Source organism: Longimonas sp. (assembly GCF_040409695.1).
Classification (GTDB): Bacteria; Bacteroidota; Rhodothermia; order Rhodothermales; family Salinibacteraceae; genus Longimonas.
In genome coordinates, this window is the sequence record NZ_JARWGJ010000200.1 from 1 (window position 1) to 22,668 (window position 22,668).

21 protein-coding genes are annotated in these 22,668 nt (G+C 58.4%); 10 read left to right on the forward strand and 11 right to left on the reverse strand.

The features are described from left to right. A partial coding sequence (locus tag PPP56_RS12005) for a GTP-binding protein (RefSeq protein WP_353564286.1) occupies positions 1-935 on the reverse strand: 935 nt, incomplete at its 3' end. Between the two features lie 178 nt (positions 936-1,113). After that, a complete protein-coding gene (locus PPP56_RS12010; RefSeq protein ID WP_353564287.1) occupies positions 1,114-1,464 on the reverse strand; it encodes a DUF4286 family protein in 351 nt (116 codons plus the stop codon). 287 nt (positions 1,465-1,751) lie between these two features. Here PPP56_RS12010 and PPP56_RS12015 point away from each other — a divergent pair, with 287 nt between their 5' ends. Further along, entirely contained in the window at positions 1,752-2,354 is a 603-nt protein-coding gene (locus PPP56_RS12015; protein ID WP_353564288.1) for a hypothetical protein, read from the forward strand. A gap of 54 nt (positions 2,355-2,408) precedes the next feature. Here the strand turns inward: PPP56_RS12015 and PPP56_RS12020 are convergent, their stop codons facing one another. Continuing rightward, on the reverse strand, positions 2,409-2,906 hold the full coding sequence (locus PPP56_RS12020; protein WP_353564289.1) for a YiiD C-terminal domain-containing protein: 498 nt from the start codon (positions 2,904-2,906) through the stop codon (positions 2,409-2,411). Between the two features lie 319 nt (positions 2,907-3,225). Beyond that, positions 3,226-4,956 carry an acyl-CoA dehydrogenase family protein gene (locus PPP56_RS12025; RefSeq protein WP_353564290.1) on the reverse strand — a complete coding sequence of 577 codons (1,731 nt, stop codon included), beginning with the start codon at positions 4,954-4,956 and terminating at the stop codon, positions 3,226-3,228. A 637-nt stretch (positions 4,957-5,593) separates the two neighbouring features. Here PPP56_RS12025 and PPP56_RS12030 point away from each other — a divergent pair. The 4 genes from PPP56_RS12030 to PPP56_RS12045 all read left to right on the forward strand — a co-directional run bounded on the left by PPP56_RS12030 (position 5,594) and on the right by PPP56_RS12045 (position 10,419). Further along, positions 5,594-6,292: a DUF6503 family protein gene (locus PPP56_RS12030; protein WP_353564291.1), complete on the forward strand. Its 699-nt coding sequence runs from the start codon at positions 5,594-5,596 to the stop codon at positions 6,290-6,292. A gap of 203 nt (positions 6,293-6,495) precedes the next feature. Beyond that, positions 6,496-7,014 (forward strand): type 1 glutamine amidotransferase domain-containing protein, encoded by a 519-nt coding sequence (locus PPP56_RS12035; protein WP_353564292.1) that lies wholly within the window; start codon positions 6,496-6,498, stop codon positions 7,012-7,014. 216 nt (positions 7,015-7,230) lie between these two features. Then, the gene (locus PPP56_RS12040) at positions 7,231-9,018 is read left to right on the forward strand and encodes an SLC13 family permease (RefSeq protein WP_353564293.1); all 1,788 of its coding nucleotides are present in this window, start codon (positions 7,231-7,233) and stop codon (positions 9,016-9,018) included. Positions 9,019-9,453: 435 nt separating this feature from the next. Further along, positions 9,454-10,419, forward strand: coding sequence for an ion transporter (locus tag PPP56_RS12045; protein WP_353564294.1), 966 nt, complete (start codon positions 9,454-9,456; stop codon positions 10,417-10,419). A 60-nt stretch (positions 10,420-10,479) separates the two neighbouring features. Here PPP56_RS12045 and yihA read toward each other — a convergent pair whose 3' ends face one another. From yihA to PPP56_RS12065, 4 genes are all read right to left on the reverse strand, one after another. Next, on the reverse strand, positions 10,480-11,064 hold the full coding sequence (gene yihA / locus PPP56_RS12050) for a ribosome biogenesis GTP-binding protein YihA/YsxC (protein WP_353564295.1): 585 nt from the start codon (positions 11,062-11,064) through the stop codon (positions 10,480-10,482). Between the two features lie 120 nt (positions 11,065-11,184). Further along, a complete protein-coding gene (gene sucD / locus PPP56_RS12055; protein ID WP_353564296.1) occupies positions 11,185-12,054 on the reverse strand; it encodes a succinate--CoA ligase subunit alpha in 870 nt (289 codons plus the stop codon). A gap of 122 nt (positions 12,055-12,176) precedes the next feature. Further along, positions 12,177-13,733 (reverse strand): amidase family protein, encoded by a 1,557-nt coding sequence (locus tag PPP56_RS12060; protein ID WP_353564297.1) that lies wholly within the window; start codon positions 13,731-13,733, stop codon positions 12,177-12,179. A 276-nt stretch (positions 13,734-14,009) separates the two neighbouring features. Beyond that, positions 14,010-14,309 carry a Sec-independent protein translocase subunit TatA/TatB gene (locus PPP56_RS12065; RefSeq protein WP_353564298.1) on the reverse strand — a complete coding sequence of 100 codons (300 nt, stop codon included), beginning with the start codon at positions 14,307-14,309 and terminating at the stop codon, positions 14,010-14,012. A 451-nt stretch (positions 14,310-14,760) separates the two neighbouring features. Here PPP56_RS12065 and add point away from each other — a divergent pair, with 451 nt between their 5' ends. Together add and aroA are read left to right on the forward strand one after the other, a co-directional pair. Continuing rightward, positions 14,761-15,849 carry an adenosine deaminase gene (add, locus tag PPP56_RS12070; protein ID WP_353564299.1) on the forward strand — a complete coding sequence of 363 codons (1,089 nt, stop codon included), beginning with the start codon at positions 14,761-14,763 and terminating at the stop codon, positions 15,847-15,849. A gap of 113 nt (positions 15,850-15,962) precedes the next feature. Further along, positions 15,963-17,255, forward strand: coding sequence for a 3-phosphoshikimate 1-carboxyvinyltransferase (gene aroA, locus PPP56_RS12075; protein WP_353564300.1), 1,293 nt, complete (start codon positions 15,963-15,965; stop codon positions 17,253-17,255). Here the strand turns inward: aroA and PPP56_RS12080 are convergent. After that, positions 17,211-17,594, reverse strand: coding sequence for an MGMT family protein (locus tag PPP56_RS12080; RefSeq protein WP_353564301.1), 384 nt, complete (start codon positions 17,592-17,594; stop codon positions 17,211-17,213). The genes aroA and PPP56_RS12080 overlap by 45 nt on opposite strands. A gap of 136 nt (positions 17,595-17,730) precedes the next feature. On the opposite strand from PPP56_RS12080, the gene PPP56_RS12085 reads away from it, so the two are divergent. Then, positions 17,731-18,516 (forward strand): hypothetical protein, encoded by a 786-nt coding sequence (locus tag PPP56_RS12085; RefSeq protein ID WP_353564302.1) that lies wholly within the window; start codon positions 17,731-17,733, stop codon positions 18,514-18,516. 452 nt (positions 18,517-18,968) lie between these two features. Here PPP56_RS12085 and PPP56_RS12090 read toward each other — a convergent pair whose 3' ends face one another. Continuing rightward, positions 18,969-19,613 (reverse strand): hypothetical protein, encoded by a 645-nt coding sequence (locus tag PPP56_RS12090; RefSeq protein ID WP_353564303.1) that lies wholly within the window; start codon positions 19,611-19,613, stop codon positions 18,969-18,971. 349 nt (positions 19,614-19,962) lie between these two features. On the opposite strand from PPP56_RS12090, the gene PPP56_RS12095 reads away from it, so the two are divergent. After that, positions 19,963-20,484: a hypothetical protein gene (locus PPP56_RS12095; RefSeq protein WP_353564304.1), complete on the forward strand. Its 522-nt coding sequence runs from the start codon at positions 19,963-19,965 to the stop codon at positions 20,482-20,484. A 56-nt stretch (positions 20,485-20,540) separates the two neighbouring features. On the opposite strand, the gene PPP56_RS12100 is transcribed toward PPP56_RS12095, so the two are convergent. Beyond that, a complete protein-coding gene (locus PPP56_RS12100) occupies positions 20,541-21,113 on the reverse strand; it encodes a DUF4126 domain-containing protein (protein ID WP_353564305.1) in 573 nt (190 codons plus the stop codon). A 214-nt stretch (positions 21,114-21,327) separates the two neighbouring features. Here PPP56_RS12100 and PPP56_RS12105 point away from each other — a divergent pair, with 214 nt between their 5' ends. Next, complete coding sequence (locus PPP56_RS12105; protein WP_353564306.1) at positions 21,328-22,629, forward strand: OmpA family protein; 1,302 nt, start codon at positions 21,328-21,330, stop codon at positions 22,627-22,629. Positions 22,630-22,668: the final 39 nt, after the last annotated feature.

Genomic DNA, 22,668 nt, shown 5'->3' on the forward strand with positions numbered 1-22,668 from the left:
CGAAACTCCATCGACAGGGTGGGCTCGTCTACATCCACCGGTTCGAGCGGTTCGGGGTGTTCAGCGTCGGAGAGGCTTTCGCCGAGACCGATGCCCTCGACGCCCGCCACGGCAATGATGTCGCCCGGGCCCGCCTCCTCGGCCTCAACGCGTTGCAGTCCTTCATAGGCGAAGAGCGCGGTGATCTCCGTGGTCTCGATGGAGCCATCGCGGTGACACATCGACACGCGCTGCCGGTTTTTAAGACGGCCTTGCTCGACGCGCCCCACAGCGACCGGGCCGAGGTAGTTATCGCGCTGCACGCTCGTTACGAGCATCTGCAGCGTGGCTTCAGGATCGCCACTGGGAGGCGGCACCGTGCTCAGGATCGTCTCGAAGAGCGGCTCCAGGTCGGTGAGCTCGCCGCCGGGCTCGGTGGTGCACTGCCCTTCCGTGGCAACGGTATACATGACCGGAAACTCAATCTGGTCGCCATCGGCTCCGAGGTCGATGTACAGGTCGTAGATCTCGTCGAGCGCCTCTTCCGGGCGCGCATCGGGCCGGTCAATCTTGTTGAGCACGACGATCGACGGCAGGTCGAGCTCCAGTGCTTTTTGGAGCACGAAACGGGTCTGTGGAAGCGGTCCTTCGGCAGCATCTACCAGGAGCATGACGCCGTCGACCATGCGCAGCGTACGCTCCACCTCGCCGCCAAAGTCGGCGTGGCCAGGCGTGTCTACGATGTTGATCTTGGTGTCGCCGTACTGCACGGCGGTGTTCTTAGCCATGATGGTGATGCCCCGCTCGCGCTCCAGGTCCATCGAGTCCATGACGCGCTCACGCACGTCTTCGTTGTCACGGAAGGTGCCGCTCTGCCAGAGCATGGCATCGACCAGGGTGGTTTTGCCATGGTCAACATGGGCGACGATGGCGATATCGCGGAGGGAGGTAGACATAATACGTGCAGCAGATAATCAGAAACAGAAGCAGGTGCGGCAGACACAGACGTGTGCTGCCCGTGGAGACTGCATCGTATAGTAAAGAACGCTGCTGCGTGCATGTTCGGACGAAGGGGGGCAATGCGCTCGAATTCGGCATATCCTCGCAGCAGCGTCCCGTGGCATCCGCCGAGGACTACCCGTTCGACGGAGCACTGAAGGTGCGAGCACGCTTCAGAATACGCCGGTCTACGCTGAAGCGTCCCTCGTAGCGGTCGAGTCCATCCTTGCGAAAGCGTTCGGCGTGCTCCTCGAGATAGGTGTTCAGTGCATCGGCATCACGAACGAAGTAGTGGAGGGTCCAGTAGCGAGGGCCCTCGGGGGCTTCGTCGTCAGGCACCGCATCGCCCGCCTCGGTGCGCGTGTACCAGGTGGCGCCCTCAAACCCATCAAGCGTTAACAGGTCGCGCACATGCTCGCGCAGCCACGTGCTGTATTCAGTCGCGATATCAGCATCGATGGTGAGGTTCACTTCATAGATAATCATAGGCAAACGGTTGTCTTAATGAATCTGTTGAGGGTACGTACACACGAACCCCTCAACGAGCGCCTGCCTTCAAAGTTGGAGGGTTGTACGGAGATACATAACAAACCTCCTTCAATCATCGTCGTGAACGCGCCCGTGTACCGGCTACACACCGCTCCTCGCAGATTGCTTTTTAGCCGGTTGCGTTCCGGTACGTGTATGGTTAAACTGTAAAATAGACCATTAAGACTTCATTCCCCCAGCAACAGCACGCCCGTCTACTCATGACCTACTTGCACTCCTTGCGCATGTCCACTCGGGCCATAGCGCTGATAAGTAGCGTAGCGTGTCTCATCGTGCTGGCCGGCAGCGTAGCCGGATGCACGTCAACGGAGAGCGTGTCAACGACATACAACGAGGAGACCGATCGCGTCGTGTACGAAACGAGTCCCGTTCGGATTGTGCGAGGCGGAAGCGGACTGGGCTCTTCAGGACAGCAGATCATCTACGTTAAGTCGCAAGCCGACTGTCAGGGGCAGGCATGCACGCCTGCGAGCGTCCGCATCCTCCTCTCCAGCGGAACGCGCAATGTGAGCTGGCTCGACTACGACAATGTGACCATCATTGCCGACAACTGGAGCCGGACATGGCGAAACGTGTCGACCCGGGAAGACCCCGAGCTTATCGGAATCGGTGAGTTTATGCGGCTCACGATTCCCATCGACGAGTTTCGCCTCCTCTTGCAGAGCCGAAGCATGAGCATCCAGATTGGGGGCACAAGCATCAACCTTTCATTCTCGCAGATGGAGCGCTTTCGCGACATGATGGTGGCCATGGATCCCGACTCCTACGACGAGAGCGACGATGTCTTCGAAGGAGAGGACGCCGACGGCGACCTCGCTTCACGGTAACGTAGCTACTTCAAAACATACAGGGGGATACGGCAGGGGGCAGCGCCGAAGGGGTCAACCCGGCAGGTTAAGCCGCGAGGCGGGGAGCCAGGCCCATTCGGCCGTAGCTTCGACGACCGCTTCGTCTCCCATCATGAGCGTCACTGGCACGTCCACACGACCAATGGGGCGAGCACCGAGACGAGTGCGCGCGTCGGCATCAAGAGAGGCGGTAGCTGTAATCCGTTCGGCAGCCGGACGCTGAAACGATACGTCGAGTGTGCGAATGACGGGCACGCTCTCATCGGGGATGTTCAGAGCCGTGACGAGTCCGGAAGCTGTCTCTGCAAGCAGCGCCAGCGCCGCCGCGTGCATCGTGCCGATGTGGTTGGATACGGCACGCTCCGGGCTCAGCGCGACCGTCACGGCCTCGGGGGTGTACGTGCGGATGTGCACCCCGGCGGTATCCACAAACGGAATCGTCTGGCCGATGGCGTGCGTGATACCATCGGGACGAAGATCATCCGGGCATTCAGCAAAGCGGCGAGCAATGGCAGGAAAGGGGTTGGCCATAGGTCTGAAAGCCTTGTGTAGCAGAAGAAAACAGCTGGGCCCCCTCGGCCTCGAATCCGTCGATAGCGAGTGAGGCTACCAGCCCCGCCTCCACGACTCGCGCAGGCCGTGCAAAAACCCGGCGACGGTGTTTGCGTGAACCTCAACCGCCTACGACCCTGGACCGAGCGCCCAGTGTTCGTGTAGTGTTTACACGGCGTGTGGCGTAAAAATGTCCGCCCCTAAGGCCTTCTATGCAGCCCGGCGCAACAGACCGGAGCAGGCGAACCCCCATCTCCAGCCTGTACAAACGAGCGCATCCACCAAGCAACTCGTATCGCTATACAGCCTGCTGCGGCCCGGTGTCTACGGCAAGTTCATCCTGGAAGAGCGACTGCCGGTTGAAGTCCTGCGCGAGCATATATCCGTCGTAGTGGGTACGCCGGGCAATGTGGTTGAGTCCCTTGGCTGTAAAGTACTCGGCAACGGCGATGGGGCGCCGCCCTTCCTCTTGAATGGCCCACTGGGCATGGTGGATGAGCAGCGCAGCCTCCAGCGCATGAGCGATGGTGTACGTGAAGCGCCGGGCTCCGGCCTCAAGGGCTTTTTCGCCGTAGTTTTCAAGCGTTTCCGCGAGCCACTGCACAGCCGCTTTGAAGGCCTCTTGTGCTTGCTTCATCGCATGTTTCAGCGCGGGCGTCTCGACAGAAGCTGCGCATCGTTTGATTTCGTTATGCACCGCCTCAAGGCGTCCGTCGCGGCGCAGGGTGCGGAGCGCGGTGAGCGACATCACGTTGGTGGTACCCTCCCACAGAGGAAGCGCAAACGTATCCCGCAGGAGCGTGGGGATGCCGGTTTCTTCGACGTATCCGGAGCCGCCAAATGCTTCAATGACTTCTGTGCTTACCTCAACCGCCTGCCGTGCTGTAATGAGCTTAACGAGCGGAGACATGGCGCGGAGCAGGTGCTGCTCGTCGCTACTAAGCGCATTGTTTTCTTCTTTGCCGACGAGCTCTACAAACCGGAACGTAAGGTGGAATGCCCCCTCGAACGTCGCCTGAACATCGGCAAGCGTATCGTAGTGCAGCGGCTTCTCGATGATGGGGGTACCAAAGGCTTTACGGCGGCGAGCATAGTCGCGCGCCAGTGCCAGGCCGCGGCGCATGCTACTTACAGCGATCAGCGCATTCCACATACGGGCGCGATCCACCATCGGGGTAAGGTGACGCGTGCCGTGCTTCAGTTCAGTAATCGGGTAGGCCACGGCGCCGTCCAGGGTGACCTCAGACACCGGCAGCTTCTTGGCTCCCATGCTCTCCTTGAGCCGGTTCACCCGGATGCCCTCATTCGGTGAGTCGGCGTGGTTGCTGCGAATGGGAAGATGGAACAGGGAAAGCCCTTCACGCCCTTCCGTGTTGGATTCGGGGCGTGCCAGCACAACGGCCATATTCGCGGCAGTAGACGAGGTAAACCACTTATGGCCGTACAGCCGCCATGTGCCATCTTCATACCGGGCCTCGGTATCCACCTTGCTCAAGTCCGTGCCGCCTTGCTGCTCGGTGCGCCACTGCCCACTCGTCCAGAACGTTTCGGGGTCACGGCTCATCAGGTGAGGCCCGACCCTGTCGATGAGCGTCTCGTTGCCAGAGCGTAGCAGGGTGGCAATCGAGCCGTCGGTGGTTGCAAGCAGGAAGCCCATCATGTCGGAGGCAGGCAGAAGCAGGTAAGCGAGGGCGCTCTGATGCACGCGGCTGAGGGGACCATTTTCGCGCTCGTATGCTGTCGCAATAACGCCATGTTCGGCGACCATCGGCAGCACGCGCTCCCATACTTCGGTGAGTTCAATCTTGTCGATCCGGTCGCCCGTCGGATCCCACTGCACCAGCCGCGGCGTGTTGGGACGGTCTTGAAGCTGCAAGTCGTAGAGTTCGCCGCCGGCAAGAGCCCCGAGCTTGTTCAGGTCGGGGCGGATGGCGGCATACATCTCAGGGGGGCACACCCGCTTCAGATACCCACGTAACACGCGGTCGGTTACGAATTGATTGCCCAGGTCGGCCAGTTTGCGTGACATGATACAGTCGGAATAATTTTATGTAGGGTTCTACGTAAGCTGCTCAGTAACCGGTGTGCAAGCGCGTTGCGTATAAAAGCCCTGCACGCGCGAGGCACCATGTTATGGTGTGCTACAGGGTTATGGTGTGCTACAGGTACGGTTTGTGTGTGGTCTGTTCATCGCTCGGCCGGAGCATGCTGAATCCGGGGTGTTCTCAGCAGAGAAACCAGGTTTTGACACTGCATTGAATGAGCAATCATACGTAGCGCAAAAAAAGATCCGAAAATGCAAGGAGCATGTAGGGGAATGTACCACGTGCGCTATGGGGCGCCTGGTTTTCGGAATAGCTACATATTGAGGCGGCACCTTCCGCGACCGCTGCAGAGATCCAGAGTAGGGTGTAACAGATTGGCGGCATACGGTACACATGCTATTGCGTACCGTGCTCCACGTACAGCACAGGAATCATCTACCGTACATCTTTTACACCGACCGAATCGCGATAATGAACATACCGAACATTCAATCAGGTCGCGTTCTTCTCGTATGTCTGCTGGTCGTTAGTGCCGGACTAATCACAGGATGTGGACAAAGCGATTCACCTCCTTCAGATCGAAGTGAAAGCGTCTCCCAGTCCGCAGATGCACCTTCTGCGTTGCAGCAGGCCTGGGAGGCACATGGCGGCCTGGAAGCATGGAATCGCCAGCGCCAGCTGCAGTACACGTTTGAGCAGCGTAGAGGAGAAACCACGGCTCGCGACCATCAGCTTGTCGATCTGGATACACGCAAGGTACGGATTGAAGGCGATGAGTTTGTTCTGGGATTTGACGGTGAGCACGCCTGGGTTTCGCCCTCGCTGGAAGCTTTTCCGTACGGCTCCAGTCCGCGCTTCTATACCAGCACCTACTTCTACTTTTTTGCGATGCCGTTTGTGCTGGCAGATCCGGGGGCAATAGCCACCGATGTCGGCACAGCAACGGTTGAAGGCACCACATACAACGTAACAGAGATCCGCTACGAAGAGGGGGTCGGCGACTCCCCCGACGATGTATATGTCGTGTACACCGATGCCGACACGCACGAGCTGGGACTTGTTCGCTTCTCCGTAACTTACGGCGATCGTCCGCCGTCCGAGCCCAATACGGCGCTGGTGTATACAGCCACAGCCACAGAGAGCGGAATCACGCTGCCCGTTGCCGGACGCTATCATAGCTGGAACGACGAGTCGCTCGGTGAACCGCTTGGACCTGAATTTCGCCTGACCGACATGCGATTTAATACCAACGCGCCCAATCCTGGTCTCTTTGCTATGCCTGAAGAGGCTGAGATCGATTCACTACCCGAGAGCAACTGAAGTAAGGCAAAAACCACTGGGGATCGTTGCATTTAGAGCATTGTAATGACGCTGCACTCGCCGCTATATTAAACGATGTGTTGAGCAGTGCCTAAAATGCCACGCAAGCTGCGCGCTTTCCTTTCTAAAGCAGTATGCGGGCAACCACTCTGTACCTCTGTACTGTTTTTTTAACGATCTTATTCTAAAACACGTTGTGTGCTATGCGTCTAAAAAACAAACGGGTTGTTGTACTGCTGGAGCGCTCGTTCGAGGATCTGGAGTTTTGGGTGCCTACAATGCGGCTGCAAGAAGAAGGAGCCGACGTGACCATCGCAGCTCCAAAAGCAGGCCACACCTACACCGGGAAGAATGGACTCAGTGCAACCAGCGATGTTGCGGCCTCCGACCTAAGTGCCGACGATTTCGACGGCGTTGTGGTACCTGGCGGTTGGGCTCCCGACAAGCTGCGCCGCTATGAAGGCGTGACCTCTCTGGTAGCCGATCTGTACGCACAAGATAAGGTTGTTGGGCTGATATGCCATGCAGGGCTTGTGGGCATCTCGGCTAATATCGTGGAGGGGCATCGGTCCACAGGCAGTCTTGGAATTAAAGACGATCTGGTAAACGCCGGAGCGACTTGGGTTGACGAAGCCGCTTTTCAAGATGGAGCCATCGTATGGGGGCGAGTCGTAAAAGATATTCCTGATTTCTGTCGCGAGCTGGTCGATGCACTGGCCTAACTTCTTCCGATGACAGTGTAGCTAAGCCGGTCAGGCGTATGTCTGGTCGGCTTTTTCGTGTGGAGGCACTGAGAGTATGCCGGGCAGCATGGCACACGTGCCCCTATCAACCGTGTACTTGAGTCAAGAACTGGCAATCTACTCGTCGTGTCTTGACGAGCATCTCTTGAGAACACGTCTGACAGTTTTCCGACTTTACTCACCGACCGTACCTGTATGGATCCTCAACTTCTTATTGTACTCGGTATACTGTCCGTCACGGTCATTCTCATCATCACCGAGTGGTTGCGGATCGATATTGTTGCTATTCTGGCGATGCTCGCGTTGGTGTGGACGGGGAGCCTGTCTCCGGAAGACGCGCGCTCTGGATTCTCCAGCAATGCTGTCCTGGCGATCATCGGAGTCATGGTCATGGGCCGTGGGCTCTTTGCCTCAGGCATCACCGATAAAATTGCTGACTTCATCCTCCGCGTGGCCGGGTCGGGGCGACGGCGTATTCTCTCTACCGTGTCGGTCACCGTAGGTGTGATGTCTGGGTTCATGCAGAATATTGGAGCAGCGGCCCTCTTTCTGCCGGTTCTGACAGGCATCTCCAAGCGTGAAAACATCCCGGTATCGGGGTTGCTGATGCCAATGGGGTTTGCCGCGTTGATCGGAGGAACGCTCACGATGATCGGAACCAGTTCGTTGATCGTGCTCAACGACTTGCTCGCGACGCGCGGTATTGAGGCCTTTTCGTTCTTTAGCGTCACGCCCATCGGCATTGTACTTCTGATCGTTGGCATCGCTTACTTTCTGCTTTTCAGCTCGTCGTTGCTCCCAACGGGGAAAACGACGGATCCGGAAACGACGGCGGGCGCAAAAATGCTTAACGTTTGGGGGCTTTCCGACTCGATATACACGTTTCGCATCCCAGAAAAGAGCCCGCTGGTCGGGAAGTCCGTCGAAGAATCGGAGATGGGCGCGCAGTACAACGTTAACCTGTTGCGTGCCTACGATGAGGACGCTGCCGAATACAAGATCTGGGACGAGCTGCAGTTCGAAACAGATCAGCAACTGCTGGTACAGGGGCAAAAAGAGGATATCGAGCGGTTTTCCGGTGATAACAACCTTCAACTGCTGGAGAAAGGAGAGAAATCGGCACAAGATGCGGCAGTAGGCTACCTGGAGGTTGTTATCCCAGCACGATCAAGCCTGGTGGGAAAGACTATTCGCGATGTAGCGCTGCGAGATGTGTATAACGCGCAGGTGGTTCTTGTCTTCAGTGAAAGCCAGGTGATTGATAAGAAGGTTGCGGACCATGCCATTCGTGCCGGAGACACGCTCGTGTTGCAGGGCGCGTGGGAGAACTTACGGTTTTTTGAGGAAAGCGAAGACTTCATCACGGTTACCCCGCTTCCAAAGCGCGAGGAGAAACGTCCTGAGAAAGCCATCTTTGCCGTTAGCAGTTTTGCTGCTGCCCTCGGCGCGGTGCTGCTACTTGACCTTCCGATCTCGATTGGATTTCTGACCGGTGCTGTAGCGATGGTGCTGGGCGGCGTGCTCTCCATCGAGGATGCCTACCGTGCTATTGAATGGAAAGTCATCTTTCTGATTTCCGGGCTCATTCCGATTGGCCTCGCTATGGAGTCGTCGGGGGCAGCGTCATTTATCGCCGAGGCGTTGGTGCAAAGCATTGAAGGAATCCATCCATTCGTAATCCTGTTATCGCTCGGCGTACTCACAACGCTGTTCTCGCTTGTGATGTCGAACGTTGCCGCTACGGTCCTACTGGTGCCGCTGGTGCTTGAGCTGACAGGCATCGGGGGGCTGCCGGCCAAGGTGCTTGTGCTACAGGTAGGCATCTGTGCGGCCAACTCCTTTATCATCCCTACTCATCACGTCAACGCACTGCTCATGACGCCCGGCGGGTATCGGGTTTCCGACTACTTGCGAGCCGGTAGCCTGCTGTCGATTCTCTTCGTTGTTGTGACCACTGCGATGCTCTACTTCTTTTACGTTTAGGGTAATGGATAGACGCTAAATGATAGAGCGATTGAATGCAGCAGCTCTTTCTTTTTCGAACCCCCTCTCCCTTATTCCGCTTCGCTTCATCAGTCGCCCTACGGGCTCGTGTCGGGCTTCTCCCCCTTGGCCAAGGGGGAGATGTCCACAGGAGCACGCCTTTGGCGAAGCTCGGCAGACAGAGGGGGTTTGAGCAGATTGCGATGATGTAAACCACAGGCAATCATTTAACATTGAACCGCTACCACGTTTAGATGTGTTGCGTAGCGTACTGTACGGCCAATAGATGAAAAGAAGTTACTGGGTCTACCGGCAGGCGGTATTTTTTAAGGCAGCCGAGCTTTCAGGGGAACCGTAAATCCAATTGGTTTCGTTTGTAACGGCGATGTCTCGTACCTGTGTCTTACCAATGTCTGTCTTTTAATCCCCGCCCTTATGCCCAACGTGTCATCACCCACTCGGCCGGGCCTTAAACGCATTGTCTTCGAGCTGCTTCATCCAGCGAATGGAGATGCTGCGCTACCTGCTCTCCCCGAGCGTACGCAAGAGCGTCTGTCGGCCTGGAGTGCCCGTATCGATCTCTTCATCATGAGCCTTATCGTCCTCAGCGTAGCTGGGGTCATCCTGGAGTCGGTTGACAGCATACGGTCGGCATATGGCACCGCGCTTCATGCTTTCGAGTTTGTCGCCGTTGTTGTGTTTACTATCGAGTACGCGGGACGTATATGGACCTGCACGCTGGCCGAGCCTTACAAGAAGGGCCTGTCCGGGCGTCTGAAGTGGAGCATAACGCCTCTTGCACTCATCGACCTGTTGGCCATTCTCCCGTTCTACCTGCCTTTCCTTGGGGTAGATGCTCGTTTTCTCAGGCTCTTCCGGCTGATGCGCATTCTGCGCCTGGCCAAGCTCAAGCGCTATATCTATACGCTTCGCCTCTTTGGACGCGTGTGGGCGAGCAAGCGGCATGAGATTGTGATGACGACGGCGCTCATGCTTATGCTGCTCCTGATTTCGGCATCGCTTATGTACTACGCCGAGCGCAGCTACCAGCCCGATACATTTGGCAGCATCCCGCAAGCTATGTGGTGGGCCATTGCCACACTAACAACCGTCGGATATGGTGACGTGACCCCCATAAGCGGTCTGGGACGCACGTTGGCGGCTGTTGTGGCCATGATTGGTATCGGACTGTTTGCGCTTCCTACCAGTATCCTCGGGTCGGGCTTCGTCAACGAGATCGAAAAAGATCGTCAGGCCGGCCTGCAAGGCAAGGAAGATGCACAGGGAGATCGATCCGCAAAAGTCGGGGCCTGCACCTGTCCGCACTGTGGGGAAACGCTTTCGGTTACGCTGCAGGGGGCTGGGGCGCAAACCTCAACGGATGGCGAGACACAGGCGTAGAGGTCCCCAGATTATTCGCTGCCAGTTATTCGCTGCACCTACGCCTGCTGTTGGCGTAAGCTATGTAAGCGTGCCAATCCAGCGCAGCAGCGGCTTGAGGCCGTCGCCCTTCTCGGCTGAGGTAAGCATGAGGGGAACGTGCAGCCCTACCTCTTCAAGCTGCTCTTTGACCTCGCCCTCACGGGCCCGTCGCTCATTGCCCGAGAGCTTATCCGCTTTCGTGAGCACAACCAGCAGCGGCGCCGCGCCACCGCGTATCATATCGATGAGCTCGCGGTCAAGATCAGTCAGCGGATGGCGGCTATCCATGAGATGTACGATGGCTTTCAGGGGCTCACGCTCACTCACGTAGCGCGCGATGAACTCGGCCCAGCGCACGCGCTTCTTCTTGGGTACTTTTGCGTAGCCGTAGCCGGGCATGTCGATCCAGTACTGCCGGTTGTTGATCCGAAAGATGTTGTACTCCTGGGTCTTGCCCGGACGCTTACTGGTACGGGCCAAGTTTTTCCGGTGTGTAAGCGCATTGAGCATGGTGCTCTTGCCTACGTTGGAGCGCCCCAGAAAGACAACCTCGGGGCGTCCGTCGGAAGGCAGTCCCTCCCAGCGAACAGCACCCTTAATGAATTCAGCAGACTTGACTTTCATGGATGCGTAGGTCGAGTTGATAAAGGGGGGCGGAAAGCAAAACCCCGTGCTGCCATTAGAGACGGCACGGGGCACGTTGCAACAAGAGATCGTGCAACAGATCGGTAGCGGCAGCGCACGTTATCCGAGATGCTCATGTACGGCTTCGCCGATGAGCGCGGGGTTCTTCACCACGACAGCTCCGGCTTTTTCGAGTGCGGCAAACTTCGCCTCTGCTGTGCCCGATCCGCCCGAGACGATGGCTCCGGCATGACCCATGCGGCGGCCCGGAGGCGCTGTACGTCCGGCAATGAAGCTAAAGACCGGCTTGCTCATGCTCGATTCGATGTAGGCAGCGGCTTCTTCTTCCGCACTTCCCCCGATTTCGCCAATCAGGACAACCGCTTCCGTATCGGGGTCTGCCTCAAACAGCTCCAGCGCATCTACGAAGCGCGTTCCGATGACGGGGTCGCCGCCAATACCAACGGCTGTGCTCTGGCCGTATCCGGCTCGCGTCAGCTGGTCGACAGCTTCATAGGTGAGCGTACCCGAGCGCGAAATAACGCCGATCGATCCGGGCTCGAAGATCATAGCCGGCATAATTCCGATTTTGGCCTCTCCCGGTGTGATGACCCCCGGGCAGTTGGGGCCAATCAGGTGCGCACCGTGCTTCTGCACATAATGGTAGGTGGCCTTCATATCCTTAACCGGAATGCCTTCGGTGATGCAGATAATCACCTCAATTCCAGCTTCGACGGACTCCTGAATGGCGTCGGCGGCGAAGGGCGGCGGCACAAAGATAACGGAGGTATTGGCGCCTTCTTGCTCAACCGCTTCTGCAACGGTGTTGAAGACCGGGCGATCGAGATGCGTCTGGCCGCCCTTTCCGGGGGTAACGCCGGCAACCAGGTTGGTGCCGTAGTCGATCATCTGTTCGGAATGGAACGTGCCTTCCTGGCCCGTAAAGCCCTGCACGACCAGGCGGGTATCGGAGTCAACGAGAATGCTCATGCGATCAGTGAAGCGTCGATGGTCAGTAACGGCGGAGACGTGCTGTGATAGAGTTTCGCAGCACGTCATGAAGGGGTATGCATAGAGTACAAGGCACGCCGCGTAACCGCAACGGAAGGTCCTTACGCGGGCACGTTTTTCATCAAGGCATCGCCCACGTGCAAGAGACCTGCTTCATCGAAGGGGGCAGCCAGGAGCTGCGCGCCAACGGGGAGGTGGGGAGCATCCGGATGCGTTCCGATCGGTAGCGACAGTCCGGGGATCCCCGCCAGGCTGGCCGGTACGGTGTACACGTCGCTCAGGTACATCTGGAGCGGATCTTCCGTTTTCTCGCCTCGCTTAAAGGCAGGTGTTGGCGTGGCCGGCGTTAGTAGTACGTCGACCTCCTCAAAGGCGTGCAAGAAGTCGTTGCGGATGAGCGTGCGCACACGCTGTGCCTTCTCATAGTACTTGTCGTAGTAGCCTGCTGAGAGCGCATACGTGCCCAGCATGATGCGACGCTTTACCTCATCGCCAAACCCTTCGCTTCGAGACTGCACATAAAGGGCGCGCAGCAGATCGCTCTGGGTGTCGAGCCGGGCTTTCAGCTGACTGACGCGCTCCGCATCTCCATTCGACTGAGCCGTTCCCAGCTGCTCTTTCAGCTGCTTTTGCTCGTCTTGGATTGCGTCGCGCATGGATGCCGCATCGGCCCGGTGACCGTAACGCACGCCGTCGTAGCGAGCGAGGTTGCTGGATGCCTCCGCAGTAGCCAGTACGTAGTAGGTAGCGATGCCGTATTTGGTGTGGGGAAGCGATACGGAGCGCACGTCGGCCCCCTGCTCGCGCAGACGCTCAACCTGTGCTTCGATCATGCGACGAATGTCTGGATCCAGCCCCTCTGCAAAGTACTCCTCGGGGAGCCCGATACGAACGCCTTCAACAGGGCGACCGAGTGCTTCGGTGTAGTCAGGCACGTCGACATCAGCGCTGGTCGAGTCGCGGGCGTCGGACCCGGCCAGGGCGTTGAAAAGAAGCGCGACATCTTCGACCGAGCGCCCCATCGGACCGATCGTGTCAAGAGAAGAGGCATACGACACGAGTCCGTAGCGGCTTACGCGTCCATAGGTCGGCTTAAGCCCGACAACACCGCAGAGCGCTGCAGGCTGCCGCACAGAGCCGCCGGTGTCGGTTCCGAGGGCAGCATGGCACATACCGTCGGCAACCGCGGCGGCGGAGCCTCCTGAGGAGCCGCCCGGTACGTAGTCGGCATGATCGGGGTGTTGCACCGGCCCAAAATGCGAGGTCTCGTTTGAGGAGCCCATGCCAAACTCATCGCAGTTCGTTTTGCCGATGAAGATGGCCCCGGCCTCGCGAAGCTGCTCGATGACGTGAGCATCATAGAGCGAGGTGAAGTCCGCAAGCATCTGCGACCCGCACGTAAGGCGCTGGTTCTTAATGGCGATCATGTCTTTGACGCCGATGATCATGCCGGCGAGCGGACGGCGGTTGCCGCGTTCCAGCTGGCTGTCGAGGTAGCGCGCGTGGTTGAGCGCGCCCTCGCGATCGACGGTCAGAAAGGCATTGACTGCGTCGTTGCGATCATCAATACGCTCTAAATACAAAGAGACCAGTGCCTCGCAGCTGGTCTCGCCGTTGGATAGGGCTGTACGTGCCTCCGTAAAGGTGGGGTAGCTCATGTAATGCAGCAGTCAGAGAGGTCAGAGTGAAGATGCGTACGTACAGAACGTGCGCGTCCTGCAGCGTCCTAATAGGTCTGCGCGTCGATACGTTCTGCACGTGTCTTGCACGTATCCTGTACGTGTCGCACAGGTCGTTCAGGTCGCGCAGAAAGAGCCTGGGAAAGAGGGCGCTATGACAGAGCACAGCGCTGCGCATCCCTCTGAATGCCCTTGATGAGGCAGATGCTTTTGTTAAATCAGGAGGATGACGCGTGCCAGGTGGCGCAGAAGGGATTACGAAGCAGACTCAGACGACTTCTGCTCCGCAGCCGGGTCGGTGCTCTGGTTCTTGCTGGATTCCGCCGGGGCTTGCTCACGGGGCTGTGGTTGCCCCTGGCTGGGGCGGCGCGGGGCATCGATACGGTCGCGCCGCTCCTCCATGTCAAGCTCGCGGCTAAACTCGCTGGTAGCATCTTTGAACTCGCGGATGCCGCGGCCAAGGCCACGCGCAATCTCCGGAATACGCTTCGCTCCAAAGATGAGCAAGACGACGAGGAATATGAGGATGATTTCGAAGGGGCCGAACGATCCCATAACTAAAGCAAAGGGTTGAAGGCAGGCAGATGTATGCGCCGTAGGGCGTGCTAAATGTCTTTGCATTACGTGTATGCAAGTGGCCAATTGCGCGTTTTGCTAAACAGAGGCCTTGTTTTTCAGTTCCCCCGGCGGCTACCTCCTCTGCGCTCTTCGCAGCTGCTTGGCGCATTGGAGGCAGAAAGATAGCAGCGTAATCAGGGCTGGATGCGGAGGCGTAGGCCAGCCGGGGATTTTGTATTTTAGATGGCAGTGCAGAGGTGGCAGTGCAGAGGTGGGGGATAGGCATCAACCTCCAAAAGAGGCACAGGGAGGGTATCAGGTACGCATAGGTTTAGCGAAACAGATCTTCGAAGGCGTGTGTTGATGCGGCAACGGTTTCCTGGCGACCGCTGCAACAATGCGTTGCGTAAAGATCTCGGCTATCCTTCACCTGTTGGCTTGACACTGTATGTCTGCTCCTACCCCATCGAACAATACCCCTACACTCTCTCGCAACGATATCGCCGCGTGGCCGAAAGCCGAGCTTCACTGTCATCTCGATGGCTCGCTGCGCCTGGAGACGATGCTCGATCTGGCAAAGTCACAGGGAAAGATGAGTGTACTACCGTCTGACTCGGTGGAGAGGTTGCGCGAAATTCTGCGCTCGATCGACGATTCGGAGACGCTGGAGGCTTTTCTTGCCTGGTTCCGCTATACAATTCCGCTGATGCAGACCAAAGAGGCGCTGCACCGGGTTGCCTATGAACTGGTTGAAGACAATGCGCAAGAGAACGTGCGCTACCTGGAGGTGCGATACGGGCCGATCTTGCACACCGAAGAAGGGCTTCGTCTTGAGGAAGTGAACGAGGCGGTGCTGGCGGGACTCAAGGAGGCTGAGCGCGATTACAACATCCAGACCTCGCTGATTATTTGTGGACTGCGCGATCGCTACGAGAGCGCCTCAATGCGCCAGGCGGAACTGGCGGTGGCCCATCGCCACAAGGGCGTGACCGCGTTCGATCTGGCTGGGGGAGAGGCTGGCAACCCGCCAAAGGGGCATGTGCACGCCTTCTACCATGCCCGTAATAACATGATGAACCTGACTATTCATGCCGGCGAGTCGTGGGGACCCGACTCTATCCACCAGGCGCTCTTTTACTGCGGGGCACATCGCATTGGGCACGGCATCACGCTGCGTCAGGATCCGGAGCTTATGCAATATGTGATCGATCACCGCATCCCGCTTGAGATCTGCCCGACCAGTAACGTGCAAACGCATGTGGTACCGGGCTATGAGGCGCATCCTATTGCCTTCTATGCAGAAAACGATGTGGCCGTTACGGTGAACACCGATAACAGGCTGTTTAGCCGCACAAGCATGACCGAGGAGCTGTGGCGCGTACACGACCGCTGCGGCGTGCCGGCCGACCAGCTGCGTGAGATTGCGCTCAACGGGTTTCGTTATGCCTTCCTGCCCTACAGCGAACGGCAGGCGCTGCTGGAATCGGTGCTCGATGGGTTTCCTATGCCGCCCACGGAAGAAACCCCTGTGTGGTAGCACCCCGCGGGACGCATCCGCAGCAACCTACGACAACCTGCAAACGGGAGCGCACGCGCTCCTGACTGTATCGCCTACCGTTTTTCTGTGACTACCCACTTACCCACTGTATTATGTCGACCCAAACCGTTTCGCGCGCTCGGCCCCTGAAGGGCACAGCCAGCGTGCCCGCCGACAAGTCGGTAAGCCACCGCGCTGCTCTCTTGGCCGCGCTCTCCGACGGACGAACAACGCTGCATGGTTTTCCGCGGGCGGCCGATCCGCAGTCTACCCTGTCATGCCTGCGCCAACTCGGCGTATCCATTGATGTTGAAGGCGATACCGTGCACATCGACGGGGTCGGACTCCACGGACTGCAGGCGCCAAGCGAGCCGGTCGACTGTGGCAACTCGGGCACAACCATGCGGCTACTGGCTGGCATCCTGGCCGGGCAGCCCTTCGATAGTACGCTTACCGGCGATGAATCGCTGCGCGCACGCCCCATGGAGCGGATCGCAACCCCGCTCCGCCAGATGGATGCAGCGATCCGTCTGACCAACGGGACAGCCCCCATCCACATCAGCGGACGGGCTGAGCCGCTGCACGCAATCACGTACCGGCTGCCCATGGCATCGGCCCAGGTGAAGTCGTGTGTACTGCTGGCCGGTCTCTACGCTGAAGGCACAACCACCGTCGTTGAGCCGGTTCAATGCCGCGACCACACCGAACGCATGCTCGACCTGCCGATCGAAGTCGACGACAGCGATGTGCGCCACATCCACGTTACATCTGAAGATGGCCCCGTTGCCACCACATGGGCCCCTCTTCCAGGCGACTTTTCGTCGGCGGCATTCCTGCTCGTCGCTGCCACGCTCGTGCCAGAGAGCGAGGTCACCATTGCCGACGTGGGGCTGAACCCAACTCGGACCGGACTGCTTGACGTGCTACAGGCGATGGGGGCTGATCTTACCGTAACGGACCGCACGGAGACCAACGGCGAGCCGATGGGTACAATTACCGCGCGTTACGCAGCGCTTGAAGGCATCACAGTAGAAGGCGCCGCCATCCCCAATCTGATCGACGAGATTCCTGTACTTTCCGTTGCAGCTGCTTGCGCAGAAGGAACGACGGTCATCCGCGATGCAGCCGAGCTCCGTGTGAAAGAGACAGATCGCCTCGAAGCCATTGCGGAGGTCCTTACGCGAATGGGCGTATCGGTGAGCGAGCAAGAGGACGGGCTCACCATCGTTGGAGATGCGAACGCGCTTGCTGGCGCTACAGTGCGCAGCTTTCACGATCATCGTATCGCGATGGCTGCCGGCGTGGCAGGATGTGTGGCCGAGGGCGAAACAACGATCCAGAACGCCGAGAGCGCCCGGGTCTCATTCCCCGCGTTCTGGGATGTCCTCCACCGACTCCAGGGGTAACGGCGTGCCAGGAGGCGGAAGCTCGTCGAGAGGAACCCACCGATGATCGCCGAGGGCCACGATATCGTCTTCCACGAAGCGGACCCCTTCGCTGCGCAAGCGCTCTTCCATCACGGTAGGCGTCTCAAAGAACCGTTTGCCCGTGAGTGCGCCGTTGCGGTTCACGACACGGTGGCACGGCACCGCGGTGCCTGCAGCGGCGTTGAGCGCCCACCCAACGGTACGGGCCGCGCTGCGGCGACCCAGATATTCTGCAATGTCTCCGTAAGTAGCCACACATCCTGCAGGGATGCGCTCTACGACCGCCCATACGCGCTGGTAAAAGCTGTGATCTGCCATACTTCGTGTAGGGTGATGCTATAGTAGTGAGTAGTAACGGGGTTGATGATATGCCGCCTGTGTCGTTTCTTTAAACAGCATTGAGAGCAGCACTGAACCGCTGTCGCACGCAACCTGCTCATTACTGGTGAAGCATATGTGGCGCTTGTCTATACTACGCGTATGCGGCGGTACCGTCACGCTCATCGTAACGCTTGCTGCGGCGGGGCTCTTTCTGGCAGGCTGTGCCGGACTGGGACGGTCGGGCGACCTGAGCACGCTTGACATTGCCACGCGTTTCTTGCCGATGCCTGCTACGGTGCCGCATGCCGACTCGTTGCAAAACGTGCAACTGCAGGAAGACGATGGACGCCTGGTGCTTGAATCGGAGCTGTCGTTCGGCCATCTGTGGCAACGCTGGTCGTCGGGCTACCGGGTCGAGCGCGGTACCGACCTGTTTGAGGCCGGGCGGATGCGTAGCTTTGCAACCCTGTGGAGCCGCGAGCTCCGGTTGAAGCAGTTCGACCAGCGCACGTCTGTCGGAGCGTACGCGCGCGAGGAGGCCGAGCGCGAAATTGCATCCCGCGTTGACGCTCCCCATGCTGAATCGATTGTGATTGATGTGCACGTATACATCGATCGTCGCAACCGGTCGTCGTATGGTGCCACCAGCCTTCGCAGCGCAGGCTGGACGATTTTCCTGCGTACCGACGACGGCGACGAGTATCAACCAGAGAGCATCGATGCGACCTGGGCACAGCCCATAAACTGGTCGGGCAATGAGCGGGCGCATTATCGCCAGAACACACTTCGTTTCGAGCGCGTCAACGACGACGGCGAAGATATCCTCCACGATACCAGTACGCTGGAGCTGCACATCCGCGATTCCGTAGCCTCCACCGACAAACTGTTTGGGTGGCGATTTGATGACATGCCCGAGTAACGCGTCAAGGTAGACGTACAGAGACGTACATGTAGCTATGTAGCAGCTATGCAGCAACGCATCCTGCAGCTAAGCAAAATCCGAGAACAAGAGATCGTGCTACATAGCGGCACTACCCCCACACAAATCGAAAAGCCAGATGCCACGGTAGCGCACAAAAGTGCGACACTGAAGCATCTGACTCATCGTGGCTTTGATTGCCCTTGAGGATTAAGAACCTGTTTTGATTTCTTAATTTGGGCTGCGAGCGGCTCCGCTGGGCTGCAAATTGTCCCCGATATCGGCTCGTAACCCCGGCTACGAACCTCTATCGAGGTCCAATTTTCGCCGCAGCGGCGCTCGCTCTCGCCAGCAAACCAAAACCCAAACAGGTTCTAACTCCGACCGGGAGGTTAAGCGGCGCCCAGAATGGGAAATCAAAACGGGCTCTATGTTGAGAAGTCAAACAGGCTTTAAAAATCAACGCCTGGGATGAGCACGTTAACACGTCTGGCATCAAAGATACCGCTTACTGAAACCGCTTCTTCGGTGAACTCATCCTGGCTGAACGATACAGCTGTAGCCTCAATCTCAAACGAGCCGGTAACCTGGTCGTTGGTCGATGTCGAGATTGTCAGCTCGCCACTGTTAGATACCACAACGCGCGAAGGAAATCCGGCATCGCCAGAAAGATCCCAATAAACAAATCCAAACTGGTCTCGGATCAGGGTGTCGTCTTCTTGATCAAAATCAAGATCGGCAAACGTATACGTGCCCGATGACGGGCGGGGGCCTTCACGAGCGATAAACGCTGCGCTGCCGGAGAGCAGGTCCTGCTCGCCCGTCACGTCATCTGACTCGGTGAGATAGACCACGAATCCCTCTTCGCCAGTCTCTGGGTTTTCTCCAGTGGCAAAGAAGGCATTAAGTGTGGTGCTGCCATCGTCGCCGATAGAGACGCGTGCAGTTTCAGGAGCAAGCGCGTCGGGGTCATCGTCGCTGTTGCTATCGGTTGAGTCGCACGCAGCAAGCCCAACCAGTAAAGCAACGCCTACAAACAAAGTAGTAAGGGTACGCATCCAGCGTGATGCAGAGAACGGAAAGTCAAAAATAGGCATGGGTCCAGGGGAACGTTATTCGGGGAGAGCTACATGTTGAACCGGGCCGTTGTAATACGTTACTCGGCCGTCTACTACCCTGTAGCGCGATAGCACTCTGGATGCGGACACCATGGAGCACTGCTCCGCTCAAGATGACAATGCATGAACGAAGCAGTGCATGCCAAAACAGACGTGTGACGGCACTTACCCAGACGTATCTACAGGTGACTTTTGGAAGGCGATGTGACCCATTCGCCGTGGAGCGCGGCTACGCAATCCCGTCAAGTACATGAAGAAATAGAGCATGTACACACAGCTCAAGCAGATTGGTGTTATGTGGATGCAAACTACTGTCTTTTGTGCGGTCATGCTCCTGCTTGGTGGGGGTCTTAGCGAACTGGCAAACGCGCAGGGGGGCTCGGATCCGCTTGATGCGCGCAATCCACCCCGTGCATGGATCGGGCTGGGCAGTGGAGTGGGAAGTGGTGCAGGTAGCGCAGCCAACGGAAGCGTAGGTGCGCATCTGAACATAGGATGGCCTGCCAGCACAACGATCGGACAGGTCGCCGTGCACACAAACTGGAGCACGCAGTCGCGCACCAAGCAAGAAGACCTGCCCTACGCGATAACGGCAGGCATTGGTGGGGGACGCGTGTGGGCCAGACGCGACATCGCCGTAGCAGCCACCGCAGGGCCCGGTGTAAGCTGGGAGCATACGACCACAGGAGCGATCCGCCGCACCGCAGGCCTGCTGGCTGGCGGACAGTTCTTCGTGAGCCCCACCCCAGGGTTTGGTTTTGGAGTTGATGTGTTTGCGTTTATACACCCTAATAAGAACCAGATAGGCGTGCGCCTGGCCTTTCAGGTTGGCAGTGCCTGGGCGCCGTAGCGGTTAGGGCACAGGTTCTTATCTGGAAACGAGTACGCCGCGCATCCCGCTGACTGCTACGAAGATGCGGCTTCCTTGCGCGCACGAACACGGCGCACGGCATAGATGGCCAGCGCAGCGAGCCCGGCCAGAGCAAGCAAGGGGGCCACAAGCGCAAGCACCGTTACCAGCACAGCCCCTCCGGTTTCTCCGGTTGATACAAGCGGATTGCCGAGTCCGCCTGTGGCAGCCGTGCTGCTACCACGGAGCATGACCGTGCTGCCCTGCACGAGGCCAGCCGATCCGCCGCCGGCCACCAGTGCAAGGGCCCACTGCAAGAAGGGCGACGCCTCTCCGAGCGTGGAGGCGGTGAGTAAGGTGCCTGCCACGACTGCAAGAGGGGATGCAATCGCATCCAGCAGGTTGTCGAGCCAGGGGATGTAGTAGGCGCCCACCTCAATGACCGCTGCCGTTGCCAGCGCTGCCGTTGCAACAGGCGACCCCAGCCAGGCAAGCTCCTCAGCAAGCGAGAGATGCCCCGAAAGAGCAGCTATGTTAACACCAAGCGGCGGAATGAACGCCCGGAGTCCGGCGGCCGCGCTAAGCCCGACTCCTAAAGCAACGGCGAGCGCAGTGTCGAGTGGAGTCATGACAAGATGTGGAGGCGTTCACATGCAAGAGAAGGTTCACTTATCAGAAAAGCCTGCGAACTCGCGAAGGTCCGACGCATCCATACGAGGCAGTACGGCAGCACCCGGCCCGCAACGAAGGTGTCCGTCTCTGTGTCGTATTTGCGCTGTTTGTAATGAGGCGGAGTCCTCCGTATATTCAAGACGTTCCCCCAGCTATACATAAAGAAAAGCTATGTGGTACCGTACAACGATTTTTGCATTCGTGTTTTTGTTCATTGGCGGACTCTGTGCCGAAGCGGTTCAGGCGCAGATCTGGGACCGCGTTCGCGACCGGGCTGAACGCGAGGTTGAGCGCCGCGCCGAAGACGTCACATCTCGCGCTGTCAATGCGGTGCTCGATGAGATGGAAGATGCGGTGGTCTGCGTCGTGTCTGACCCCGAGTGCATCTCAAGCGCTGAAGAAGACGGCAAGCCGGTTGTAATAACCGACGAAGAGGGCGAGCTGGTTGAGGTGCGTGATGGCGACGAAGAAGGCGCAGCTGCTGAAGCGGTAGAAGCCGCCGGTGTTGACGCCGAAGTGGCCGATGACACCCCGCGCCCCGGCGAAGGCGCCTGGGCGAACTACGACTTCGTGCCGGGTGATCAGGTCCTGTTTGATTACGCGTTCGAAAACGAGACCATCGGGCGCTTCCCGCAGCGGCTTGAGTTTCAGGAAGGCATGCTTGAAATCCTCGAATGGGAGGGCCAACGGCTTCTTTCCGGGTCGTCTTCCAGTAGTCGCTTCCGGGTGGAGCTCGACGAGGTGCTGCCTCAGCGCTTCACCATTGAGTTTGACGCGCACGTATCCGGCGGTCGTGCTCCTCGAGGGCTGCAGGTATATCTCTCTGAAGAGGGCGATGATCACTCCTATTTCGCATTGGAGTCGCGAAGCTCGGGTGTTATGGGCCCGACATCCAGCACGCGAGGAGTCAATACCTACCGCGACGAACTCGTACCCATTCGCATCGCTGTAGACGGCACGTACGGCACGATGTATGTTGGCGAAGAGCGCGTAGCCAACATTCCAAACATGGAGATTGAGCGTAATAACTTCGTAGACTTCAATCTCCGTGGTCGTGATAGCGGTCCCACCTACATCACCAACATCCGCATCGCGGGCGGGGGCCTGGAGCTCTACGACCGCCTCATGGCCGACGGCCGGGTCTCCACGCAGGGCGTGTACTTTGACACGGGAAGCGCCAGCATCCGCCCGGAGTCCACAGGCACGCTCACCGAAATCGGACGCATGCTGGATCAGCATGGCGATCTACGCCTCCGCATCGAAGGCCACACCGACAACGTAGGCGACGCGCAGGCCAATATGGAGCTAAGCGATCGACGCGCCCAGTCGGTGATGCAGTACCTCGTCAACCAGCACGGCATCGCTGCCGATCGGCTGGAGGCTGTGGGTATGGGTGAAGAGGCGCCCGTGGCTGACAACGACACCGCCGAAGGCCGGCAGAACAACCGCCGCGTGGAGCTGGTGCGGCTGTAAGGCGCTGCTCGTCGTATCCAACGTAGTGTAAACACCACA

Bases quoted from the DNA above. Each gene is read 5' to 3' on its own strand.
- PPP56_RS12035 (WP_353564292.1), top strand. From the start codon at position 6,496: ATGCGTCTAAAAAACAAACGGGTTGTTGTACTGCTGGAGCGCTCGTTC.
- PPP56_RS12080 (WP_353564301.1), bottom strand. From the start codon at position 17,594: ATGGCAGATCACAGCTTTTACCAGCGCGTATGGGCGGTCGTAGAGCGC.
- PPP56_RS12015 (WP_353564288.1), top strand. From the start codon at position 1,752: ATGTCCACTCGGGCCATAGCGCTGATAAGTAGCGTAGCGTGTCTCATC.
- PPP56_RS12020 (WP_353564289.1), bottom strand. From the start codon at position 2,906: ATGGCCAACCCCTTTCCTGCCATTGCTCGCCGCTTTGCTGAATGCCCG.
- aroA (WP_353564300.1), top strand. From the start codon at position 15,963: ATGTCGACCCAAACCGTTTCGCGCGCTCGGCCCCTGAAGGGCACAGCC.
- PPP56_RS12045 (WP_353564294.1), top strand. From the start codon at position 9,454: ATGCCCAACGTGTCATCACCCACTCGGCCGGGCCTTAAACGCATTGTC.
- PPP56_RS12010 (WP_353564287.1), bottom strand. From the start codon at position 1,464: ATGATTATCTATGAAGTGAACCTCACCATCGATGCTGATATCGCGACT.
- PPP56_RS12085 (WP_353564302.1), top strand. From the start codon at position 17,731: ATGTGGCGCTTGTCTATACTACGCGTATGCGGCGGTACCGTCACGCTC.
- PPP56_RS12105 (WP_353564306.1), top strand. From the start codon at position 21,328: ATGTGGTACCGTACAACGATTTTTGCATTCGTGTTTTTGTTCATTGGC.
- PPP56_RS12065 (WP_353564298.1), bottom strand. From the start codon at position 14,309: ATGGGATCGTTCGGCCCCTTCGAAATCATCCTCATATTCCTCGTCGTC.
- add (WP_353564299.1), top strand. From the start codon at position 14,761: ATGTCTGCTCCTACCCCATCGAACAATACCCCTACACTCTCTCGCAAC.
- PPP56_RS12060 (WP_353564297.1), bottom strand. From the start codon at position 13,733: ATGAGCTACCCCACCTTTACGGAGGCACGTACAGCCCTATCCAACGGC.
- PPP56_RS12040 (WP_353564293.1), top strand. From the start codon at position 7,231: ATGGATCCTCAACTTCTTATTGTACTCGGTATACTGTCCGTCACGGTC.
- sucD (WP_353564296.1), bottom strand. From the start codon at position 12,054: ATGAGCATTCTCGTTGACTCCGATACCCGCCTGGTCGTGCAGGGCTTT.
- PPP56_RS12025 (WP_353564290.1), bottom strand. From the start codon at position 4,956: ATGTCACGCAAACTGGCCGACCTGGGCAATCAATTCGTAACCGACCGC.
- PPP56_RS12090 (WP_353564303.1), bottom strand. From the start codon at position 19,613: ATGCCTATTTTTGACTTTCCGTTCTCTGCATCACGCTGGATGCGTACC.
- yihA (WP_353564295.1), bottom strand. From the start codon at position 11,064: ATGAAAGTCAAGTCTGCTGAATTCATTAAGGGTGCTGTTCGCTGGGAG.
- PPP56_RS12100 (WP_353564305.1), bottom strand. From the start codon at position 21,113: ATGACTCCACTCGACACTGCGCTCGCCGTTGCTTTAGGAGTCGGGCTT.
- PPP56_RS12095 (WP_353564304.1), top strand. From the start codon at position 19,963: ATGCTCCTGCTTGGTGGGGGTCTTAGCGAACTGGCAAACGCGCAGGGG.